Raw genomic sequence first — 20,402 nt, forward strand, 5'->3', positions numbered from 1 at the left:
GAGGTGCTCCATGTTCAAGCCCCTGGCGCTGGTCGCTGCCGTACTGACTGCATTCAGCCTGAATGCCTTCGCCAAGACCGAGTTGACCGTGTACACGGCCCTAGAAGCCGAGCAGTTGAAGACCTACAAAAAGGCTTTCGAACAGGCCAATCCAGACATCGAAATCAAATGGGTGCGCGACTCCACCGGCATCATCACCGCCAAGCTGCTGGCCGAGAAAGACCGCCCGCAAGCCGACGCCGTATGGGGCCTGGCCGCTTCCAGCCTGGCGATCCTCGATCAGCAGGGCATGCTCGACAACTACGCGCCGAAGGACCTGGACAAGATTGGCAAGAACTACCGCGACGCCGCCAACCCGCCCGCCTGGGTCGGCATGGATGTGTGGGCCGCGACGATTTGCTTCAACACCGTCGAAGCCGAAAAGCAGGGCCTGACCAAGCCGGTGAGCTGGCAGGACCTGACCAAGCCTGAGTACAAGGGCAAGATCGTCATGCCCAACCCGGCCTCGTCCGGCACTGGTTTCCTGGACGTCAGCGCCTGGCTGCAGACTTACGGCGAGAAGCAGGGCTGGCAGTACATGGACGACCTGCACCAGAACATCGGCCAGTACGTTCACTCCGGCTCCAAGCCGTGCAAGCTGGCGGCTTCGGGTGAATTCCCGATCGGCATTTCCTTCGAGTACCCGGCCGTGCAGTTGAAACGCCAGGGCGCGCCGCTGGACATCATCCTGCCGAAAGAAGGCCTGGGCTGGGACATCGAAGCCACTGCCGTCATGAAGGGCACCCACAACGCCGACGCCGCGAAAAAGCTCGCGGACTTCTCCGCCAGCCCGGCTGCCATGGACCTGTACAAGGACAACTTCGCCGTCCTCGCCCAGCCTGGCATTGCCAAGCCGCAGACCGAATTGCCGGCCGACTATGAACAGCGCCTGATCAAGAACGACTTCGCCTGGGCTTCGAAAAACCGCGACAGCATCCTGACCGAATGGCGCAAGCGCTATGACGGCAAGTCGGAGAAGGTAGCGGGTCAATAAGGTTTTCGTTAGGGCTGATGGCCTCTTCGCAGGCAAGCCAGCTCCCACATTTGAAGGTGTTCGCAATTCAAAATGTGGGAGCTGGCTTGCCTGCGAAGGCGGCTTCGAATACAGGACATCACTTCATGACACACCACAGCGATCTGCTGATCGTGGGCGCCGGCATTCTCGGCCTGTCCCACGCCTTCGCCGCCGCCAAGCGCGGCCTCAAGGTCAAGGTGTTCGAGCGCAGCGCCACGCCACTGGGCGCCTCGGTACGCAACTTCGGCCAAGCCTTGGTCACCGGCCAACCGCCGGGGCCGATGCTCGACCTCGCACGGGAAAGCCGTGAAATCTGGGGCCATTGGGCGCAGGTCGCGGGGCTGCAACTCAAGCGCAACGGCGCGTACCTGTTTGCCCGCACCGAAGCGGAAGAACGCTTGCTGGAAGCCTTCTGTGAGGGGCGTGCACAAGAGCACGGCTACAACGTCGAACTGCTGCAAGGCGTGGCGATGAAGGACCTGTATGGCGGCCAGTTTCGCCATCACCGCGCTGCGCTGCACGGCAAGGACGACCAGCAACTGTATTCCCGTGAAGCGATCCCGGCGCTGATCAACTACCTGGCGCAAGAACTGAACGTGGAGTTCTACTTCTCCACACTGGTACGGGACGTGGAGCCGGGCCAGTTGCACAGCACGGCGGGTAGTTTCCGGGGTGAACAGATCATCGTGTGCTCCGGCCACGACTACCAGACCTTGCTGGCCGAAGCGATGGCCGAACTCAACCCGAGCATCTGCCGCCTGCAAATGCTGCGCGCGCGGCCAGCGGTCAACCTGAACCTGCAACACGCGTTGCTCACCGGCTTGAGCTGCGTGCATTACGGTGCTTTCGCCGACCTGCCGGAAGCGGCGCCGGTGCAGGCGCAAATCCTGCGCGATGCTCCGCACCTGCACGAACACGGCATTCACCTGCTGATCAGCCCGACGCCCCATGGCGAATTGATCATCGGTGATTCCCATGATTACGGCAGCGACGCGTCGCCCTTCAATGCCGAGCAAGTGGATGACTGGATGATCGAACTGGCTGAACAGACCTTGGGCTGCAAAATCCAGGTGGTGGAGCGTTGGCAGGGTGTGTACGGCTCGCGGGGGCCGGGGCCGTTTTCATTCCTGCGCGTGGCGCCGGGAGTGAGCGCCGCGTTGATGCACACGGGCGTGGGCATGAGCGTTGGGCCGGCGATGGCCGAGCGCAATATCAGTACCTTGTGGGGAGCTGCGTGATGAACCCGGAACAGACCATCGCCGAGGTCTTCGGCTTGTATGAGCAGCACGGCACGGCGGATTACATCGGCGAGCCGGTGTCGCAGATCGAGCACATGTCCCAAGCCGCGCAACTCGCCATGGCCGAAGGCTTTGAGGATGAAGTGGTGCTGGCGGCGTTTTTCCACGACATCGGGCATCTCTGCGGCCAGGGCGAGGAAAATATGGGGGGTTATGGCGTGGTCAGCCATGAACGGCTGGGCGCGGATTATCTGCGTCGCGCAGGGTTCAGCGAACGCATGGCCAAGTTGGTGGAATATCACGTGCAAGCCAAGCGCTACCTGACCTTCAGCCAGCCGGACTACTACGCGCGCCTGAGCGAAGCCAGCCGTCGCACCTTGGCGTATCAGGGTGGGGTGATGAGTGCCGAGGAGGCCCAGGCGTTTGAACAGGACCCGTTGTATAGGGTGAGTTTGCGCATGCGCCATTGGGATGAGCAGGCCAAGGACATGCACGTGCCGGTGCTTGACCTCGACGTGCTCAAGGCCAAGGCCCGGCAGATGTTGGCAGCTTAGGTTTCGTCCAGGCGTTGGGCCAGGGCTTCGACCTGCTCTTGGCGTTCGGCCTGGCTCAACTTGGCGTGAGGATTGAGGGACGACCACTGCGGGTGGGCGCGAGCCTTGTGCAGGGCATCCGGCAACTTACCTTCGCGCCAGGTCTTGTCCTGGGGCGTGTCGACCTTGATGCTGTGCATCGCGGCATGGCCGCGCAGGTTCAGGGCCTTGAGCAACTGGCGCTGACGCAGGGCGAGCAGGCGCAGCACGCTGTCGTCGACGGTCAGTTCGCGCTGGCCTTTGATTTTGCCCAGCAACCGGCTGCCATAGCTGCGCGCGGTCTGCAGCGCGCCGCCGGCAATCGCGCCGGCCAGGGCGGCGGCGCCCAAGGTCAGGCCGCCGACCAGCAGGTCCACACCCGCACCGGCTGCCGCGCCTGCGGCGATCCCGCCACCGACGCGCACGCCGAGTTGCTTGAGGGTTTCCGGGTTGAACAGGTCATCGCCCCAGCGTCCGTCGAGCAAAGGCAAGTCGCTGGCGGCGGCGTCCTGCGGACGAAAGCCGAACAGTTTGAGCAGGGCTTCCACACATTTCTGTTCACGTTGGCGCACGGCTTTGCGTAGGTCGCCGATGGCTTGCTGCTCATCTTCGGTGACCACGCTGCGACGACAGGCCGCGCAGTCGATCAGCAGCTCGGCGATCAGTCGCGCAGCACTTTGCTGGCGGGCCTGGCGCTGGGCTTCCTGGTCAAGAATCAAGCGCTCCAACTGTGGCCGTGCGCTTTCCAGCAGCAGGGCGAGGCTTTCATACAGCCGACGTTCACCGTCTTCCGGTGGCGCCACACTGTCGAATCGCACCAGCGCATGCAGGCCAAGGCGGGCCAGGGCTTCGCGCCAGTCCGGCTCGCGGTGGTCGCTGCTGCTGACGAAATTGAGCACCGGCAGCAGCGGCTTGCCGCAACTGGCCAGCACCTGCAACTCGTCGCGGTACTTGGCCAGCACCGGCTCGCGGGCGTCGATAACATACAAGCCGGCATCGGAGGCCAGCAGTTGGCGCAGCACCTTGGCTTCCTGTTCGAAACGCTGGCGGGCTTCGCTGCCATCGAGGAAGCGCGCCAGGCGGGCCGGGCCGTCGAGGCGTTCGCCGGGGCGATCCAGGCGCTCCAGATAGTCGAGCAGGGCGATGGCGTCTTCCAGGCCGGGCGTGTCGTACAGCTCGAGCAAAGCCTCGCCGTCCACCGACAAGCGCGCGCCCTCGACATGCCGCGTGGTGCTGGGGCGATGGGAGACTTCGCCGAAGCCCACGTCCCGGGTCAGCGTTCGCAGTAACGAGGTCTTACCGACATTGGTGTGGCCGACCACGGCGAGTTTCAAAGGCTTAGTCATGACCCGTCTCCAGCCAGTTCAACGGCGCGCAGTCGGCGAACGGCAGTTCAAGTTGCTGCAACGCGGCGTGCCAGTCGCCCAGGCGTTCGGCGTCCAGCGCTTGGCCGGGCGGCGCTTGCAGCAACCAGACGCGGGTGGCGTTGGCACTGCGAGCGAGTTCGGCGATCAGTGCCAGGCTGCCGCGATCCGGCGAGCGGCGTGGATCGCAGGCGACGGCCAGGCGTGCGGGCGGAAAGCGCGAGAGTTGTTCCAGCAGTTTGTGGCGTGATTCGCGGCTGTCGAGGATGCCGGCGTTCTTCACGCTGGCGGGCAGTTTGGGCGGCCAGGGATGTTGGTCGTCCAGTTCGATGGCGACCAGCAGGGCACCGTCGCTTTCCAATTCACTGACGCCGCCGCTGATGGCGTGCAGTTGCTCGGGGGCAGCATCGTTGACCCCAAGGCGCTCGCTGCTCGGCATCAGGCGTTCGCGCAATTGGCTGTAGCCGGGCAGGTTGAGGTCCAGGCGCAGGGCGGCGCTCCCGCGTTTCCAGCGCCACAGGCACAGCAACGCGAGGATCAGACGGGGCAGCAGGCCATAGACCAGCAGCACGCCGACCAGCCAGGCGGCCCAGGCTTGTCGGGCGCTTTCGATATTCAGGGCGGAGTCGCCGCTGGCGCGGATCATCTCGATGGTTGGCACGTTGAAGCCCAGCAACGCGGGCAGGGTGCCGAGGGCCTGGGTGACGGCGACGAAAGTGTCGGCACCGAGAATAGTGGTTTCCCACACGAAGCCGTAGCGACGGGTGGCGAGCAGCGTCAGCAGAATCACCATGGCGCTGAGCAACGCCAGCAACCACAGGCTGTTGACCAGCACTCCGACAGCCCAGCGATTGAGTTTCTGCCGTTGCAGTAGCAGTAACAGTGCTGGTGCGAGTTGGGCGGCTTTGGCATCACGGGCGAATTTTTCGCTGAGCCACAGCCATAGTCGTCCGAGGCTGGCACTGTGTTCACCGGCAAACAGCAGGCCCAACGCCCAACTGATCAGCAGGATCAGGTTCAAGCCAAGCAGGCTGCCCAAGGCCCAGAACACATTTACCGGTGTTAGACCGTTGCCCAGTGCCGCAAACGCCAGCCCCGCGCCGCTGATCACCGCGACAATTGCCAGCAGCACCAGCGCCAGACGCGCACCCTGCAACCAGCGGGTGAGGGCGTTCGTGAGCCCATCGCGTTCGGCCAAGTGCAAGGCGCGCTGCTGGATACGTGTCGGCAGGTCGCCCCCGGCCGTGCGGGCCAGGCGGTTAGCTTCCAGGTCTTCCAGCGGGCCCGCTTGTTCTTCGCGCAGGCGCACGGTTTCTGTCAGCCAGAGTGTGTGCAGTGGAGTCACGCGTAGTCCTGTTGTGTTTGTGAGCCTGGAGCATAACCCCTGGCTCGGGGCTCTGGTATTCTCGTCGCCATGAAAAAAAATCTCCCTTTAAGCTTGATCGCAGCCCTCGGTGAAAACCGTGTGATCGGCGTCGACAACAGCATGCCCTGGCATTTGCCGGGGGATTTCAAATATTTCAAGGCCACCACGCTTGGCAAGCCGATCATCATGGGGCGCAAGACCTGGGACTCCCTCGGTCGACCGCTGCCAGGGCGCTTGAATCTGGTGGTTAGCCGTCAGACCGATCTGGCGCTGGAAGGTGCGGAAGTTTTTCCGTCACTGGAGGCGGCGGTGGAACGCGCTGAGGCATGGGCGCTGGAGCAGGGTGTGGATGAGCTGATGCTGATCGGCGGTGCGCAGTTGTATGCGCAGGGGTTGGAGCAGGCGGATCGCCTGTATTTGACGCGGGTGGCGTTGAGTCCGGAAGGGGATGCTTGGTTTCCGGAGTTTGATGCGGGCCAGTGGAAGCTGGTGTCGAACCGGGAGAATCCAGCGGAAGGCGAAAAGCCGGCGTACAACTTTGAGGTGTGGGAGCGAAACTGACTGTAGGAGCGAGCTTGCTCGCGAAGAACTTGAAGGCGCCGCGTTCATTCAGAATGCCCGCGTCATCGTTGACGTTCTTCGCGAGCAAGCTCGCTCCTACAGGTTATATGCCTTTATGCCTGCGCTAACTCCGCATGCTCATCGGCATTCAACAACGCCTTATCCGTCTGCCCCATGACCTGGCTGGTAATCGCGCCCGCCGTCATCGAACCATTCACGTTCAACGCCGTACGGCCCATGTCGATCAGCGGCTCTACGGAAATCAGCAGCGCCACCAGTGACACAGGCAAGCCCATCGCCGGCAGCACGATCAGCGCGGCGAACGTCGCACCGCCGCCCACGCCGGCAACGCCAGCCGAACTCAAGGTCACAATTGCCACCAGGGTCGCGATCCACAGCGGGTCCAGCGGGTTGATACCCACAGTCGGCGCCACCATCACGGCCAACATCGCAGGGTAAAGCCCCGCGCAACCGTTCTGGCCAATGGTCGCGCCGAACGAGGCGGCAAACCCGGCGATGGACTGTGGAATGCCCAGGCGACGGGTCTGCGCCTCAATGCTCAGCGGGATCGCCGCTGCGCTGGAGCGGCTGGTAAAGGCAAAGGTCAGTACCGGCCACACTTTGCGGAAGAAACGCAGCGGGTTGATCCCGGCCAGGGACAACAGCAGGCCGTGTACCACGAACATCAGGCCCAGGGCCAGGTACGACACCACCACAAAACTGCCGAGCTTGATGATGTCCTGTAGGTTGGAACCGGCCACCACCTTGGTCATCAGCGCCAATACGCCGTAGGGCGTGAGCTTCATCACCAGGCGCACCAGGCGCATCACCCAGGCTTGCAGGGTGTCGATGGCGTTGAGGACTTTCTGGCCTTTTTCCACGTCATCCTTGAGCAGCTGCAGCGCGGCGACGCCCAGGAAAGCGGCGAAAATCACCACGCTGATGATCGACGTCGGCTTGGCCCGGGCCAGGTCGGCGAACGGGTTGGCTGGCACGAACGACAGCAGCAGTTGCGGGATATTCAGGTCGGCGACCTTGCCGGCGTAATCACTCTGGATCACTTGCAGGCGCGCCATTTCCTGGGTGCCGGCCACCAGGCCCTCGGCGGTGAGGCCGAACAGGTTGGTCAGGCCGATACCGATCAGCGCCGCAATCGCGGTGGTGAACAGCAGCGTTCCGATGGTCAGGAAGCTGATCTTGCCCAACGACGAGGCATTGTGCAGTCGGGCAACGGCGCTGAGGATCGAGGCAAATACCAGCGGGATCACGATCATTTGCAGCAGTTGCACATAGCCGTTGCCGACCAGGTCGAACCAGCCGATGGAGGCTTTGAGCACCGGGTTGCCGTCGCCATAGATCGTGTGCAGAACGGTGCCGAATACCACGCCAAGCACGAGGGCGAACAACACCTTCTTGGCGAGGCTCCAGTTAGTGCGACGGGTTTGTGCCAGGCCCAGCAACAGGGCCACGAACACCAGTAAGTTGAGAATCAGGGGCAGATTCATTGAAGCTCCGTTGAGAAGGCAGCCAATCGCGTGAGCCTGCGATTGCGAACCGGAAAGCCTAACAGCTTGAAATATATTGATTTAATACCGATATGGAATGGTGACTGTCGTTTTTGGAATAAGCGTTTGACGCTCAGGCACATGCCGTTGGCGTGATCACGACGCAAGCGGTCGCGCTCGGGCGATAACTGTCACAGGGATTTGTTAGCGTCGGTGTCTTTCACTCAGGGAGAAAACGCATATGAAGCTCGCTTCGAGATTGTTTGCCGCCGCGCTGTGCCTGGGCCTTGCTGGCCAAACCATGGCCGCCACCGAGTTGAAACACTGGCCAGCCCCGGCCGCCAAGCAACTGAACGAAATGATCGCCGCCAACGCCAACAAGGGTAACTTCGCGGTGTTCGACATGGACAACACCAGTTACCGCTACGACCTCGAAGAATCCCTGCTGCCCTACATGGAAAACAAAGGCCTGATCACCCGCGACAGCCTTGATCCATCCCTCAAGCTGATGCCGTTCAAAGACACCGCCGACCATAAGGAAAGTCTGTTCAGTTACTACTATCGCCTCTGCGAAGTGGACGACATGGTCTGCTACCCATGGGTCGCCCAGGTGTTTTCGGGGTTCACCCTCAAGGAACTCAAAGTGCAGGTCGACGAGCTGATGGCCTCCGGCAAGCCCGTGCCAGTCAGCTATTTTGAAGGCGACGCGGTGAAGAAGTCCGAGGTGCAACCGCCCAAAGTCTTCACCGGCCAGGCCGAGCTGTACAACAAGCTGATGGAAAACGGCATCGAGGTGTATGTGATGACCGCCGCCTCGGAAGAACTGGTGCGCATGGTCGCCGCCGATCCGAAGTACGGCTACAACGTCAAACCCGAGAACGTCATCGGCGTGACCACCCTGCTCAAGGACCGCAAGACCGGCGAACTGACCACTGCGCGCAAACAGATCACCGCCGGCAAATATGACGAGAAGGCCAACCTCGGCCTGGAGCTCACCCCGTACCTGTGGACCCCGGCGACTTGGATGGCGGGCAAGCACGCGGCAATCCTCACCTACATCGACGAGTGGAAGAAGCCGGTGTTGGTGGGTGGCGATACCCCGACCAGTGATGGCTACATGCTGTTCCACGATGTGGACGTGGCCAAGGGCGGCGTCCACCTGTGGATCAACCGCAAGGACAAGTACATGACCCAGCTGAACGGCATGATCGCCAAGCACGCGGCGGCGCAGGCCAAGGAAGGGCTGCCGGTGACGGCGGACAAGAACTGGGTGATCGTCAAGCCTGACGAAATCCAGTAGCCCGACGCAACCTTGTAGGAGCCCGGCTTGCCGGCGATGGCGTCAGTGAGATCAATGCAAGACTCAAGGCCGTCATCGCCGGCAAGCCGGCTCCTACAGAGGTCGACAAAATAGATATCAATTGCGAACCAATCTCATCCTCTGCTAGCGTGCGCACTTCCTGAACCCTCCGTTCTTTTCAAGGTAGTGCTGTGTCCTCCTGGAATTCGCAGATCGCGCGCCTGTTCGCGGAGCAGAAGAAAGCCCTCGAAGCCTTCGTCACCCGCCGCACCGGCAGTGCCCAGGTGGCCGCCGACCTGACTCAGGAATCGTTCCTGCGCCTGGCCCGCCTGGATTCTGGCGAGAAGATCGACAACCTCCCCGCGTTCCTCTTCACCATCGCCAGCAACCTGGTACGCGATCACCAGCGCCAGGCCATCCGCCGCGAGCGCCTGGACGCCGGCGAGCCCAGCGAAGAACTGCCGTGCACCAACCCAGGTGCCGACGAGCAATTGGTCGCCTATCAGCAGGAGCAACTGATGCAGGACGCTATCCTGGCGTTGCCCGAGGCGACTCGGCAGATCTTCCTGCTCTATCATGTCGATGAACTTTCCTACCGCGAGATTGGCGAACGTCTGTCGATCACCCCGCGCAGCGTGGAATACCAATTGCGTCGCGCCTTGATTGAATGCCGCGCCTATATCAAGACGCGGCTCGCCAGCGACACACAAGGACGTCGGTCATGACCGCCACACCCACTGCCGACGAATTGTTCGAAGAAGCGTCTGGCTGGTATTTCCGCCTACAGGCCGAAGATGTCACGGCCGCCGAAATGGACGCCTTTGCCGCCTGGCTTGGGCAGGGCCAGCCACAGGATGACGCTTGGCAGGAAGTGCAGGCCATGCTCGGCGGTTTGCGTGAACCGGCGCGGGTGCTCCGCCGCGCCGAACAGGCTGCCTGGCGCCAACCTGCGCGCCGTTGGGCATATGCCGCTGCCATATTGCTGGCAGTGGGCCTGACCGTGCAAAACACCCCCTGGCTCGACCGCCTGCGCGCGGACTACGCCACCCGCACCGGCGAATCGCGCACTGTCGAACTGGCCGACGGCTCCCAGTTGCAACTCAACACTGACAGCGCGATTCAAGTGCGCATGAGCGGCGGTGAACGTCACATTCGTCTGCTGCGTGGTGAAGGGTTTTTCAGCGTGACCAAGGACCCGGCACGACCTTTCGTGGTGCAGTCCGGCGATGGCTGGGTGAAGGTGGTCGGCACCCAATTCAGCGTGGCGCGCCGTGATGCGCAGACTCGGGTGCAGGTGGCTCAGGGCAAGGTGCAGGTCAGTGCGGGCAGTGGTGATCCGGTCTTCCTGGAGCCAGGCCGGGCGGTGGAGTATCAGGACCAGCACCTCGCAGAGGTACACGGCTTCGACCCGGCCAGCGGTTTCGCCTGGCGCCACCGGCAACTGGTGTTCCGCCAGCAGCCCCTGTCGGAAGTGGTCACCGAGTTGAATCGCTATTGGCCCGGCAAAACCCTGGTGCTGGGCGATGCGCTGCGCAATCGCGTGGTGTCCGGCGTGTTCGAGATCGACAAACCCGACGCCGTGATCAAGGCGCTGGAATACACCCTCAACCTGCACGCCGAGCACTACACCCCGTATTTGCTGGTGTTGCGCGAGGGCAAAGCGTCCTGACGACAACTTTTTCAAAATAGTTTCAGGGTTTCTCCGTAAGCCATCGTCCTTGATCACTGAGGCGCAAATAGTAAGCACTCTCAAGTAGTGCGGCGCCGATCACCGACTTTTTTGCACCGGGGAGCACCATCCATGGCACACCGATTCGCCGCACGGCCTTTGCTGGCACTGGCCATTTCCTTGGCCTGCGGCACTGCACCGCTGTACTTGCAGGCCGCTGAGACCACTCAGGCACAGGCCTACCGTTTTGATATTCCGGGGCAGAGCCTGGACGGTGCGCTGGCAGCGTTTTCGGCGGTGACACGGGTGCAGGTGTTGGTGTCGGGGGAGTTGACTCAAGGTGTTGTGTCACCGGGCGTGAAGGGCAGCTGGGGGCAACGTGAAGCCTTGGGCCAACTGCTGGGCGGCACGGGGTTGAGCGCAGCATTTATCAACGCGGATACCGTCACCCTGGAAAAGCGCGTGGACACAGGCGGTGCCCTTGAAGTCGGCGCCACCACCATCAGCGCCGAACGCCTGGGCACCATCACCGAAGGTACCGGTTCCTACACCACGGGCGCTGTGACCCTGGGCAAGGGTGAGCAGAAACTCAAGGACATCCCGCAGTCGGTCAGCGTTATGACCCGCAAGCAGATGGACGACCAGAACACCACCAAACTCTCCGAAGTGGTCAAGCGCACGCCCGGGCTGACGGCGACCAAATCTCCCGGCCCTGGCATGTTCATCTTCTCCCGTGGCTTTGAAATAGGCACCCTGCAATACGATGGCGTAGGTATCCCGCGTAACACCTACACGCTGGGCAGCTACCTCACGGAAAACATGGCGATCTATGACCGCGTTGAAACTCTGCGCGGCCCGGCCGCCTTGCTGCAAGGCGCGAACAGCCCCGGCGGCACTATGAACCTGGTGCGCAAGCGCGGCCAGCAGGCGCCGACCGTGACCATCACCGCCAAGGCCGGCTCATGGGACCACTACGGCACCCAAGTCGATGCCGGCGGCCCGCTCAACCCGGAAGGCACGTTGCGCGGCCGGTTTGTGGCGGATTACGACACCACCAACTCCTTCGTCGACTACGCGGGGGGCTGGAACCAGACCGTCTATGGCGCCGTCGACTACGACTTCACGCCAGACACTACCGTGGGCGTGGGCATCAGCAACCAGAAAGGCCACTCACGCCCCAACTTCATGTCGTTGCCCCGCTACGCCAATGGCAGCGATATCGGCCTGCCACGTTCGACCTTTGTCGGCGCCAGCTGGAACCGTGCCGTCAACAACCAGACTCAGGTGTTCGCCGACCTGGAGCATCGTTTCAACGATGACTGGAAAGTGAAGGCTGCGCTGGTGGCAATGGACGAACACAACGACGCGACCTACCAGGCGACGTGGGATACCGTCCCCAATCCCGGCGACACGGGCAATGTGCGCTACATCGACTGGGTGACCGACTTCAATACCAAAAGCCGCGGCGCGGATGTGTATGTCAACGGCAAGTTCGACGGCCTGGGGTTCCAACAGGAAATGGTCCTTGGCGCCAACTATTCCAAACTCACCACCGACGACCAGTGGGCGCGGGCGGCAACGAATGGCGCGGATATTTTCAACATCGACCACAACCGTGTGCAGCGCGACAAATACCAGTTGTTTCAGGCCGGGAACGCCTCGAAGAGCTGGTATGACATTCGCCAGAAAGGCATCTACGGCACCTGGCGCGTCAAGGTGCTGGACCCGCTGACGCTGATCCTCGGCGCGCGCACCAGTTGGTACGAGTACTCCTACATCGGTCAGGCTGGTCGCCAGGGCGTATACGGCGCCGCCGAGGATAGCACCACGCAAACATCCGGCAAGGTCACCCCGTATGCTGGCCTGGTCTATGCCCTGAACGATCAATGGTCGGCCTACGCCAGCTACGCCGATGCGTTCGAGCCGCAAACCAACCTGACCACCTCCGGCTCGCTGCTCAAGCCTATCGAGGGCAAGAACTACGAGCTGGGCATCAAGGGTGAACTGGCCGATGGTCGCCTCAACACCTCGTTTGCGATCTTCCGCTATGACCAGGAAAACCGTGCAGTCCAGGACCTGCAAGGGCCGATGAACTGCAATGGTTGGTACTGCTCGGTGGCGTCGGGCAAGGTCCGCAGCCAGGGCTTTGAAGCTACATTGGGCGGTGAAGTGCTGCCGGGTCTGCAACTGGTCTCCAGCTATACCTACAACACCACCAAGTTCCTCAAGGACGACACCTACGAAGGCAAGGTCTTCAGCACCTGGACGCCCAAGCACCTGCTCAAGGTGTGGGGCGACTACCAGTTGCCAGGGGACTGGCAGAAGGTCAGCGTCGGCGCTGGCGTGACGGCGCAAAGCAGCACCGTCGCCTACGATCGCACCTTCAGCGTGCCGGGCAATGCACTCTGGGATTCGCGGGTGGCCTACAAGATCAACCAGGAATTCACCGTCGCGGCGAACCTGAACAATATGTTCGACAAGAAGTACTACATCCCGGCTTACAACGCGAACTGGGGCAGCAACTACTATGGCGACCCGCGCAATGTGATGTTCACCATGACCTACACGCCGCAGTTCTGAGTGCAACCGGAATAAAAATGCCCCGCACGTGGCGGGGCATTTTCATAGGCTCAAACAACCCACGCTATCGCGCGTCACTTCACCGATTTCAGATGCCAGTTCCATTGCGCAACCAACGCGTTCTCACGCAATTTGATAAACAGCCCATAGTCGCTCAGATAGGCTGCCTGATAAGTCCAACCTTTCATCTGAACGCAGTCGAGTACCTGAGCTTGCCCCTTCAGGTCCGGGGTCAGGGTGGCAGCCGGGATTTCCCGAGCGACCTTGCAGGTCACGGTTCTTGGTTCACTGGTCTCTGACGAAGGACTGCCATCGGGGTTGATGGATTTTGACCATGTCTGGGTGTAGCTCACCTCACTGGCGAGGGGCAAGTTACGCCAATCGCCTTGAAAGCTCAGGCCAACCAAGAGACGGGTCTTCACCTTGTCACTGCCGGTTTTGCGGTCGAGACCTTGGCTGTCCAGATCAAACAGGCCTTGGAAGGTCAGCTCCTGGTTAAAGCCGAGTGCCGAGTCGCGCGTTTGTACCAGCGTCTGGCCGGATGCGTTGTCGACACTGATAAATGCCTGTTTGGTCTGGTCGCCCACTCGGGTGTTGTTGAAGAGCACGGCGTCATAGTCATACGCCAGCTCGCTCAGGGTTCGGGTTGGCGCAGGCAGGCCGAGCGCTCGGATGGCCGCCAACACGGCCGGGTTGGCATTGGTTGCGCTGGCAACGGGTGGCAATGGCTGGCGCGCCTTGAAAGCGGGTAAATGGGTCAGCTCCACCGGCGCCTGGCACAGAGCCTTGAAGAACTGGGCATGTTCGCCGGAAGCTTGATCCAAGGCTTGCGGCTTGAATTGTCGACGGATTTCGCCGTTGATCATCTGGCGCGTTTCATCAAGGTTGAACTGGCTCATCAACGTAATGGTGCGTTGTGTGCAATCCAGCGTCAGCCGCTCCTGCCGTTGAGTAAACAACGATGCATTCTTGGCGACCTGATAGTGCAGGTAATCCTGGGCGGCCCAGGCGGATATCTGACTGCCTTGGCGCTGCACGCTGTTACGGTCGATCAGCAGCCAGCCCTGATCGGCAGAGGTTTGCAGCATCCGCCAGTCGGGGACGGGGCGTGCCTTGCATACGCTCTGCAATTGAGCGCTTTGCTGCAGTTGTTGGGCCTGTACCGTCGGCAGGTCGACGCCTGTTGCTGGTGAGGGAGTAAATGCCCGCAGGCCCGAGCGCGTGGGGTAGAACATTCTTCCAGGGCCTTGTGTGCAATAGGCGTCGAACTGCACAGAGATCGGGTTTTGCTGCAAATCGACGGAGTACGCGACCCTGTCGCCGTTGCGCAGGATGGTGTAGTCGAGCGCCGGCAGTGTCATGGCTTCGTTGAAGAGTGCCAGGCCTGGGTCCACCTGAGGCTTTTGCAGCGAGCTGCAACCGGCCAACGCCAATAGGGAAAGCGCCCATGCAGCCGGGTGTAGAGCGATAGAGCGGGCATCCATGCGGGTAAGTTCCTTGAGAATACAGTTGCGCCTGTTATCGGCCGGCGTATGAAAAACTACAGCGTCAGAACGCCAGGCAAAAAAATGCCCCGCACATGGCGGGGCATTTTTATGGGCGCAGCTTACAGACCGTCAAGCATCGCCTTGTTACGCACAGCACCTTTGTCGGCACTGGTGGCCAGCAGGGCGTAAGCCTTCAACGCAGTGGTGACTTTGCGCGGACGCTTTTCCACCGGTTTCCAACCCTTCTTGTCCTGCTCAACCCGGCGTGCCGCCAGTTCTTCGTCGCTGATCAACAGGTTGATCGAACGGTTCGGAATGTCGATCAGCACCTTGTCGCCATCCTGCACCAGGCCAATCGCGCCACCGGCTGCGGCTTCTGGCGAAGCGTGGCCGATTGACAGGCCCGAGGTGCCGCCGGAGAAACGGCCGTCGGTCAGCAAGGCACAGGCTTTGCCCAGGCCCTTGGATTTCAGGTAGGACGTCGGGTACAGCATCTCCTGCATACCCGGGCCGCCTTTCGGGCCTTCGTAGCGGATGATCACGATGTCGCCTTCCTTCACTTCGTCGGCGAGGATGCCGCGAACCGAGCTGTCCTGGCTTTCGTAGATCTTGGCGCGGCCTTCGAAGACGTGGATGGATTCATCCACACCGGCGGTTTTCACCACGCAGCCGTCGAGGGCGATGTTGCCGTACAGCACGGCCAGGCCGCCTTCTTGCGAGTAGGCGTGCTCGACACTGCGGATGCAGCCGTTTTCACGGTCGTCGTCCAGGGTGTCCCAACGGGTCGACTGGCTGAACGCGGTTTGCGTCGGGATACCGGCCGGGCCAGCCTTGAAGAAGGTGTGCACGGCTTCGTCGTCCGTCTGGGTGATGTCCCACTTGGCGATGCCTTCGGCGATGGACTTGCTGTGCACGGTCGGCAGGTCGGTGTGTAGCAGGCCGCCACGGGCCAGCGAGCCGAGGATCGAGAAGATCCCGCCGGCGCGGTGCACGTCTTCCATGTGGTACTTCTGGATGTTCGGTGCGACTTTGCACAGTTGCGGCACGTGGCGGGACAGGCGGTCGATGTCGCGCAGGTCGAAATCGATCTCGGCTTCCTGGGCGGCGGCCAGCAAGTGCAGGATGGTGTTGGTGGAACCGCCCATGGCGATGTCCAGGGTCATGGCGTTCTCGAACGCCTTGAAGTTGGCGATGTTGCGCGGCAACACCGACTCATCGTTGTCGTGGTAGTAGCGTTTGCACAGTTCGACGATGGTGCGGCCGGCCTGCAGGAACAGCTGTTCACGGTCGCTGTGGGTGGCGAGGGTGGAACCGTTGCCCGGCAAGGCCAGGCCCAGGGCTTCCACCAGGCAGTTCATCGAGTTGGCGGTAAACATGCCGGAGCACGAACCGCAGGTTGGGCAAGCGCTGCGCTCGTATTCCGCGACCTTCTCGTCAGAAGCGCTGGAATCGGCGGCGATGACCATGGCGTCCACCAGGTCGAGGCCGTGGGAGGCGAGCTTGGTCTTGCCGGCTTCCATCGGGCCGCCGGACACGAAGATCACCGGGATGTTCAGGCGCAGGGACGCCATCAGCATACCGGGGGTGATCTTGTCGCAGTTGGAGATGCAGACGATGGCGTCGGCGCAGTGGGCGTTAACCATGTATTCCACGGAGTCGGCGATGATCTCGCGGCTCGGCAGGGAATACAGCATGCCGTCATGGCCCATGGCGATGCCGTCATCCACGGCAATGGTGTTGAATTCCTTGGCGACACCGCCAGCGCGTTCGATCTCGCGGGCGACCAGTTGGCCCAGGTCCTTGAGGTGGACGTGGCCCGGTACGAATTGGGTGAACGAGTTGGCAATCGCGATGATCGGCTTCTTGAAATCGTCATCTTTCATCCCCGTGGCACGCCACAGTGCGCGCGCGCCGGCCATGTTGCGGCCGTGGGTGGATGTTTTCGAGCGGTAATCTGGCATGGAGCACTCCGGGCGGCTAATCGGTATCAAAGGGGAGTGAGCTTCTATTGACGTCTGGAACACCCGAAAAATGGCCGTGTGTCCGGAAGTTGCCACTCGCGTCGCGGGATCGCCGCTTGCTTGGGCCTCGAGCTCATAAACCCGCCGGGGGATGACTGGCGATGAATAAGGCCGATTCTACACCGCTGGCGCCTGGAGGGAATGGCCGAAACCGTGAAGATAACCGCTACGGGACGTGCGGGTGGCGCCGCGCCCATGTGTTCAAGACCAAGGCGATGATGCTCAGGATCAGAAAGCACAGACCCAGCGCCGTGCTCAGGTGGTGGGCAAAGGTGCTGATGAAGGCACTGATAAGACCACCGGCAATGAATAACTCCGCAGCAACGGCTGAAGCCGCCGTACCAGCGTTGTCTGGAAACAAGCTCATGGCCTTGGAGTTGGAAATAGGTCGGGTGATGGTGGTGCCTGCGGTGCAGAGCAGCATGGGCATCAGCACGGTCAGTGTTGAAAGGCCGAACTGATAGGCCAGGAACAGCATGACCACGCCCGAGATTGCGATCAGCACCAGCCCGATGGCCATCTGGGTCGCAGCCGGTAGCCGTTTGTGCAGGAAGCCTGCACTGACGCCACCCAATACGTAAGCGGCGCCGTAGAGAAGCAGGGTCAAGGAATATTCATGGGGCGACAGCTGCAGTTGGTCCATGAAAATCAGCGGTGAAACCACGATGAACGAGAAGTGGCAGGAGAAGGTAATCGCGGAGATCGTGGCATAGCTGGCGAAGTGGCGGTTGGCGAAGACCTTGGCGTAGGCCTTGAACAGGCTCTGGTGGCTCGGTGCCGCTTGAGGCACACCGCCGTGGAGCAGTCGATGGGCCATGATCAAGGTGACTGCACAAAGCGCTATAAACACATAGAAGCTGGCTTGCCATCCTCCGTGCAGTTGCAGCCAGGCGCCCATCAGTGGGGAAATCGAAATGAAGATGCCCCCGGCCGTGACCATTGCGATCCGCAGCCGCTCCTGTTCTCTGCCGAAGAAAAGGTCTTGCACCAGCGCTTGGGACAGTATGAAACCACCACAACCTATGGCTTGAATGACGCGAAAGAACAGGAATTGAGGCGTGTTTGTAGCCGTCAGACACCCGGCCGCGCCCATGATTGCAACGGCCATGCTGGCCAGCAGCAGCTTCTTGCGGCCGATCCTGTCGGACAGTGGGCCGATCAACAGCATGGAGCAGGAAAAGCCAATGGCGAACAGGCTGACTGAGCGGGCGATCTGGGTGGTTGAGGTGGAGAAGTGTTCCGCCAGGGCGGGAAAGGAAGGCAGCACGACGTCAAGCGGGAAGACGCTCAACAGCGTCATGGTCATCAGCCAGAAAACAATGAAGGGTTTTTCAGCGTGTGTGATTTCCGTTGACATGGGCGAGCCTCGATTCCGTGAGGCGGTCGAGGATCAAGTTTATGTAAGGGAAAGTCAAAGACTGGAGAGGTACGAAGCTTCTTAAAAGCCTGTAGGAGCCCTAAAGCGCCTACAGGCCAACGGCATCAGCTGTTTGGCAGCAACCGGCAAGTAATGCTTTTGATGTAACGGGTCTCGGCAATCGCCGGGTGCACCGGATGATCCGGACCCTGACCGCCACGCTCCAGCATCTGGATATTGCGATCCAAATGACGTGCGCTGGTCAGCAGGATGTTCTGCAGGTCATCTTCCGGCAAGTGCATGGAGCACGACGCGCTGACCAGGATGCCGTCCTTGCTGAGCAGGCGCATGGCCTGTTCGTTCAGGCGGCGATAGGCGCCTTCGCCGTTTTTCATGTCTTTCTTGCGCTTGATGAAGGCCGGTGGGTCGGCGACGATCACGTCGAAGCGCTCTTCGCTGGCTTTCAGTTCTTTCAAGGCTTCAAACACGTCGCCTTCGATGCAGGTCATTTTCTCGGCAAAGCCGTTCAGTGCGGCATTGCGCTCCACGCCGTCGAGGGCGAAGGCGGAGGCGTCGACGCAGAACACTTCACTGGCGCCGAAGGCCGCAGCTTGCACGCCCCAGCCGCCGATGTAGCTGTACAGGTCGAGCACGCGCTTGCCTTTGGCATACGGGGCCAGGCGTGCGCGGTTCATGCGGTGGTCGTAGAACCAGCCGGTTTTCTGGCCCTGGATCACCGGGGCTTCGAATTTCACGCCGTTTTCTTCCAGCGCAACCCACTCCGGCACCAGGCCGAACACGGTTTCGACGTAGCGGTTGAGGCCTTCGGCGTCGCGCGCGGCGGAGTCGTTCTTGAACAGGATGCCGCTTGGCTTGAGCACTTGGGTCAGTGCAGCAATCACGTCTTCTTTATGCGCTTCCATGGTCGCCGAGGCGATCTGCACCACCAGGATGTCGCCGAAACGGTCGACCACCAGGCCTGGCAACAGGTCGGAATCACCGTAGACCAGGCGGTAGAACGGCTTGTCGAACAGGCGATCACGCAGGGACAGGGCGACGTTCAGGCGGTGCACCAGCAGCGACTTGTCCAGTGGCAACTTGATGTCGCGCGACAGCAGGCGGGCGCAAATCAGGTTGTTCGGGCTCATGGCCACGATGCCCAGGGTCTTGCCGCCGGCCGCTTCCAGGATAGCCTGGTCGCCTGCCTGGAAGCCGTGGAGTGGGGTGGCGGCCACGTCGATTTCGTTGCTGTAGACCCACAGGTGGCCGTTGCGCAAACGACGATCGGCGTTGGCTTTGAGACGCAGGCTTGGCAGGGACATGACGTCGCTCCGGAAAAAAGAGCGGGAGTATACCTTGTTGTGTAGGAAATGGCCGGGTAGCCGGATGTGCGGGAAGGTGTCGGCACGCGGCGGATAAGGGTTAGAATCCCCGCCTAGCCCAGAGTGTGTACTTATGTCCCAAGAGCTTTCCTCCGAACAGATCCAGCAGGCCCTGCAAGGCATCAGCGTGCCGCCCCAACCGCAAATCATGGTGGATTTGCAGATGGAGCAGTACATGCCCGACCCGGACCTGGAAGTGATCGCGCGGCTGATCGCCCAGGACCCTGGCCTGTCCGGCGCATTGCTGAAGATCGTCAACTCGTCGTACTTCGGCCTGAGCAACAAGATCGCCTCGATCCAGCGCGCGGTGAACCTGCTGGGCAGTCGTTCGATCATCAACCTGATCAACGCGCTGTCGATCAAGGGCGAAATGAGCGACGACACCATCGTCACCCTCAACCGCTTCTGGGATACCGCCCAGGATGTGGCGATGACCTGCCTCACCCTGGCCAAGCGCACCGGCGCCCAAGCGGTGGACGAAGCCTACGCCCTGGGCCTGTTCCACGATTGCGGCGTGCCACTGATGCTCAAGCGTTTCCCCAACTACATGTCGGTGCTGGAGCAGGCTTATGCCAATGCCGGCCCCGACTGCCGCGTGGTCGACACCGAGAACAACGCGTTCAACACCAACCACGCCGTGGTCGGTTACTACACCGCCAAATCCTGGCGCCTGCCGGAACATGTGACCGATGCCATCGCCAACCACCACAACGCCCTGGCGGTGTTCAGCGATGAGTCGTCGCGCAATTCGCAACTGAAAAACCTGCTGGCGATCCTGAAGATGGCCGAGCACATCTGCTCGTCCTATCGCGTGCTGGGCAACCAGGCGGTGGACCATGAGTGGAATGCCATCGGCCATCTGGTGCTGGACTACGTGGGCCTGTCGGACTACGACTTCGAAAGCATGAAGTTGTCGATCCGCGAGCTGGGCGCCCACTGACCCTTC

16 protein-coding genes are annotated in these 20,402 nt (G+C 61.5%); 9 read left to right on the forward strand and 7 right to left on the reverse strand.

Translation table 11 applies throughout. The features are described from left to right. The first annotated feature begins 10 nt into the window (after positions 1-10). From HX793_RS16945 to HX793_RS16955, 3 genes are all read left to right on the forward strand, one after another. Positions 11-1,033, forward strand: a complete 1,023-nt coding sequence (locus HX793_RS16945; protein WP_177052663.1) for a putative 2-aminoethylphosphonate ABC transporter substrate-binding protein — start codon at positions 11-13, stop codon at positions 1,031-1,033. Between the two features lie 125 nt (positions 1,034-1,158). Continuing rightward, complete coding sequence (locus HX793_RS16950; RefSeq protein ID WP_177052664.1) at positions 1,159-2,292, forward strand: TIGR03364 family FAD-dependent oxidoreductase; 1,134 nt, start codon at positions 1,159-1,161, stop codon at positions 2,290-2,292. Next, positions 2,292-2,846, forward strand: a complete 555-nt coding sequence (locus HX793_RS16955; RefSeq protein WP_177052665.1) for a phosphonate degradation HD-domain oxygenase — start codon at positions 2,292-2,294, stop codon at positions 2,844-2,846. Before HX793_RS16950 ends, HX793_RS16955 begins: the two co-directional genes overlap by 1 nt. Here the strand turns inward: HX793_RS16955 and HX793_RS16960 are convergent. After that, a complete protein-coding gene (locus HX793_RS16960) occupies positions 2,843-4,210 on the reverse strand; it encodes a DUF3482 domain-containing protein (protein WP_177052666.1) in 1,368 nt (455 codons plus the stop codon). The two genes, HX793_RS16955 and HX793_RS16960, sit on opposite strands and share 4 nt — an antisense overlap. Next, a complete protein-coding gene (locus tag HX793_RS16965) occupies positions 4,203-5,573 on the reverse strand; it encodes a DUF2868 domain-containing protein (protein ID WP_177052667.1) in 1,371 nt (456 codons plus the stop codon). Before HX793_RS16965 ends, HX793_RS16960 begins: the two co-directional genes overlap by 8 nt. A 69-nt stretch (positions 5,574-5,642) precedes the next feature. Between HX793_RS16965 and HX793_RS16970 the strand changes: the two genes are divergently transcribed. Next, positions 5,643-6,155: a dihydrofolate reductase gene (locus HX793_RS16970; RefSeq protein WP_177094276.1), complete on the forward strand. Its 513-nt coding sequence runs from the start codon at positions 5,643-5,645 to the stop codon at positions 6,153-6,155. Between the two features lie 113 nt (positions 6,156-6,268). Here HX793_RS16970 and HX793_RS16975 read toward each other — a convergent pair whose 3' ends face one another. Beyond that, positions 6,269-7,660 (reverse strand): L-cystine transporter, encoded by a 1,392-nt coding sequence (locus HX793_RS16975; protein ID WP_028618333.1) that lies wholly within the window; start codon positions 7,658-7,660, stop codon positions 6,269-6,271. 241 nt (positions 7,661-7,901) lie between these two features. Between HX793_RS16975 and HX793_RS16980 the strand changes: the two genes are divergently transcribed. The 4 genes from HX793_RS16980 to HX793_RS16995 all read left to right on the forward strand — a co-directional run bounded on the left by HX793_RS16980 (position 7,902) and on the right by HX793_RS16995 (position 13,209). After that, entirely contained in the window at positions 7,902-8,960 is a 1,059-nt protein-coding gene (locus HX793_RS16980) for a haloacid dehalogenase-like hydrolase (RefSeq protein WP_438810851.1), read from the forward strand. Between the two features lie 191 nt (positions 8,961-9,151). Beyond that, the gene (locus HX793_RS16985; RefSeq protein ID WP_177052669.1) at positions 9,152-9,685 is read left to right on the forward strand and encodes an RNA polymerase sigma factor; all 534 of its coding nucleotides are present in this window, start codon (positions 9,152-9,154) and stop codon (positions 9,683-9,685) included. Beyond that, positions 9,682-10,629, forward strand: a complete 948-nt coding sequence (locus HX793_RS16990) for a FecR family protein (RefSeq protein ID WP_177094278.1) — start codon at positions 9,682-9,684, stop codon at positions 10,627-10,629. Before HX793_RS16985 ends, HX793_RS16990 begins: the two co-directional genes overlap by 4 nt. A gap of 132 nt (positions 10,630-10,761) precedes the next feature. Beyond that, complete coding sequence (locus HX793_RS16995; RefSeq protein WP_177094280.1) at positions 10,762-13,209, forward strand: TonB-dependent siderophore receptor; 2,448 nt, start codon at positions 10,762-10,764, stop codon at positions 13,207-13,209. Between the two features lie 74 nt (positions 13,210-13,283). Here the strand turns inward: HX793_RS16995 and HX793_RS17000 are convergent, their stop codons facing one another. The 4 genes from HX793_RS17000 to HX793_RS17015 all read right to left on the reverse strand — a co-directional run bounded on the left by HX793_RS17000 (position 13,284) and on the right by HX793_RS17015 (position 19,396). Further along, positions 13,284-14,693, reverse strand: a complete 1,410-nt coding sequence (locus tag HX793_RS17000; RefSeq protein ID WP_177052672.1) for a surface-adhesin E family protein — start codon at positions 14,691-14,693, stop codon at positions 13,284-13,286. Positions 14,694-14,815: 122 nt separating this feature from the next. Then, on the reverse strand, positions 14,816-16,657 hold the full coding sequence (ilvD, locus tag HX793_RS17005) for a dihydroxy-acid dehydratase (RefSeq protein WP_016976011.1): 1,842 nt from the start codon (positions 16,655-16,657) through the stop codon (positions 14,816-14,818). 226 nt (positions 16,658-16,883) lie between these two features. Then, the gene (locus HX793_RS17010) at positions 16,884-18,074 is read right to left on the reverse strand and encodes an MFS transporter (RefSeq protein ID WP_177052673.1); all 1,191 of its coding nucleotides are present in this window, start codon (positions 18,072-18,074) and stop codon (positions 16,884-16,886) included. Positions 18,075-18,199: 125 nt separating this feature from the next. Then, the gene (locus tag HX793_RS17015; RefSeq protein WP_003195152.1) at positions 18,200-19,396 is read right to left on the reverse strand and encodes a class I SAM-dependent rRNA methyltransferase; all 1,197 of its coding nucleotides are present in this window, start codon (positions 19,394-19,396) and stop codon (positions 18,200-18,202) included. A gap of 187 nt (positions 19,397-19,583) precedes the next feature. On the opposite strand from HX793_RS17015, the gene HX793_RS17020 reads away from it, so the two are divergent. Next, on the forward strand, positions 19,584-20,396 hold the full coding sequence (locus HX793_RS17020) for an HDOD domain-containing protein (RefSeq protein WP_177002757.1): 813 nt from the start codon (positions 19,584-19,586) through the stop codon (positions 20,394-20,396). Positions 20,397-20,402 lie beyond the last annotated feature (6 nt).

Source organism: Pseudomonas reactans (genome assembly GCF_013387025.1).
Classification (GTDB): domain Bacteria; phylum Pseudomonadota; class Gammaproteobacteria; order Pseudomonadales; family Pseudomonadaceae; genus Aquipseudomonas; species Aquipseudomonas reactans.

Coding starts and splice junctions, on each gene's coding strand:
- ilvD (WP_016976011.1), bottom strand. CDS start 16,657: ATGCCAGATTACCGCTCGAAAACATCCACCCACGGCCGCAACATGGCC.
- HX793_RS16995 (WP_177094280.1), top strand. CDS start 10,762: ATGGCACACCGATTCGCCGCACGGCCTTTGCTGGCACTGGCCATTTCC.
- HX793_RS16945 (WP_177052663.1), top strand. CDS start 11: ATGTTCAAGCCCCTGGCGCTGGTCGCTGCCGTACTGACTGCATTCAGC.
- HX793_RS16970 (WP_177094276.1), top strand. CDS start 5,643: ATGAAAAAAAATCTCCCTTTAAGCTTGATCGCAGCCCTCGGTGAAAAC.
- HX793_RS16980 (WP_438810851.1), top strand. CDS start 7,902: ATGAAGCTCGCTTCGAGATTGTTTGCCGCCGCGCTGTGCCTGGGCCTT.
- HX793_RS17015 (WP_003195152.1), bottom strand. CDS start 19,396: ATGTCCCTGCCAAGCCTGCGTCTCAAAGCCAACGCCGATCGTCGTTTG.
- HX793_RS16950 (WP_177052664.1), top strand. CDS start 1,159: ATGACACACCACAGCGATCTGCTGATCGTGGGCGCCGGCATTCTCGGC.
- HX793_RS17000 (WP_177052672.1), bottom strand. CDS start 14,693: ATGGATGCCCGCTCTATCGCTCTACACCCGGCTGCATGGGCGCTTTCC.
- HX793_RS16990 (WP_177094278.1), top strand. CDS start 9,682: ATGACCGCCACACCCACTGCCGACGAATTGTTCGAAGAAGCGTCTGGC.
- HX793_RS16975 (WP_028618333.1), bottom strand. CDS start 7,660: ATGAATCTGCCCCTGATTCTCAACTTACTGGTGTTCGTGGCCCTGTTG.
- HX793_RS16955 (WP_177052665.1), top strand. CDS start 2,292: ATGAACCCGGAACAGACCATCGCCGAGGTCTTCGGCTTGTATGAGCAG.
- HX793_RS16960 (WP_177052666.1), bottom strand. CDS start 4,210: ATGACTAAGCCTTTGAAACTCGCCGTGGTCGGCCACACCAATGTCGGT.
- HX793_RS17010 (WP_177052673.1), bottom strand. CDS start 18,074: ATGTCAACGGAAATCACACACGCTGAAAAACCCTTCATTGTTTTCTGG.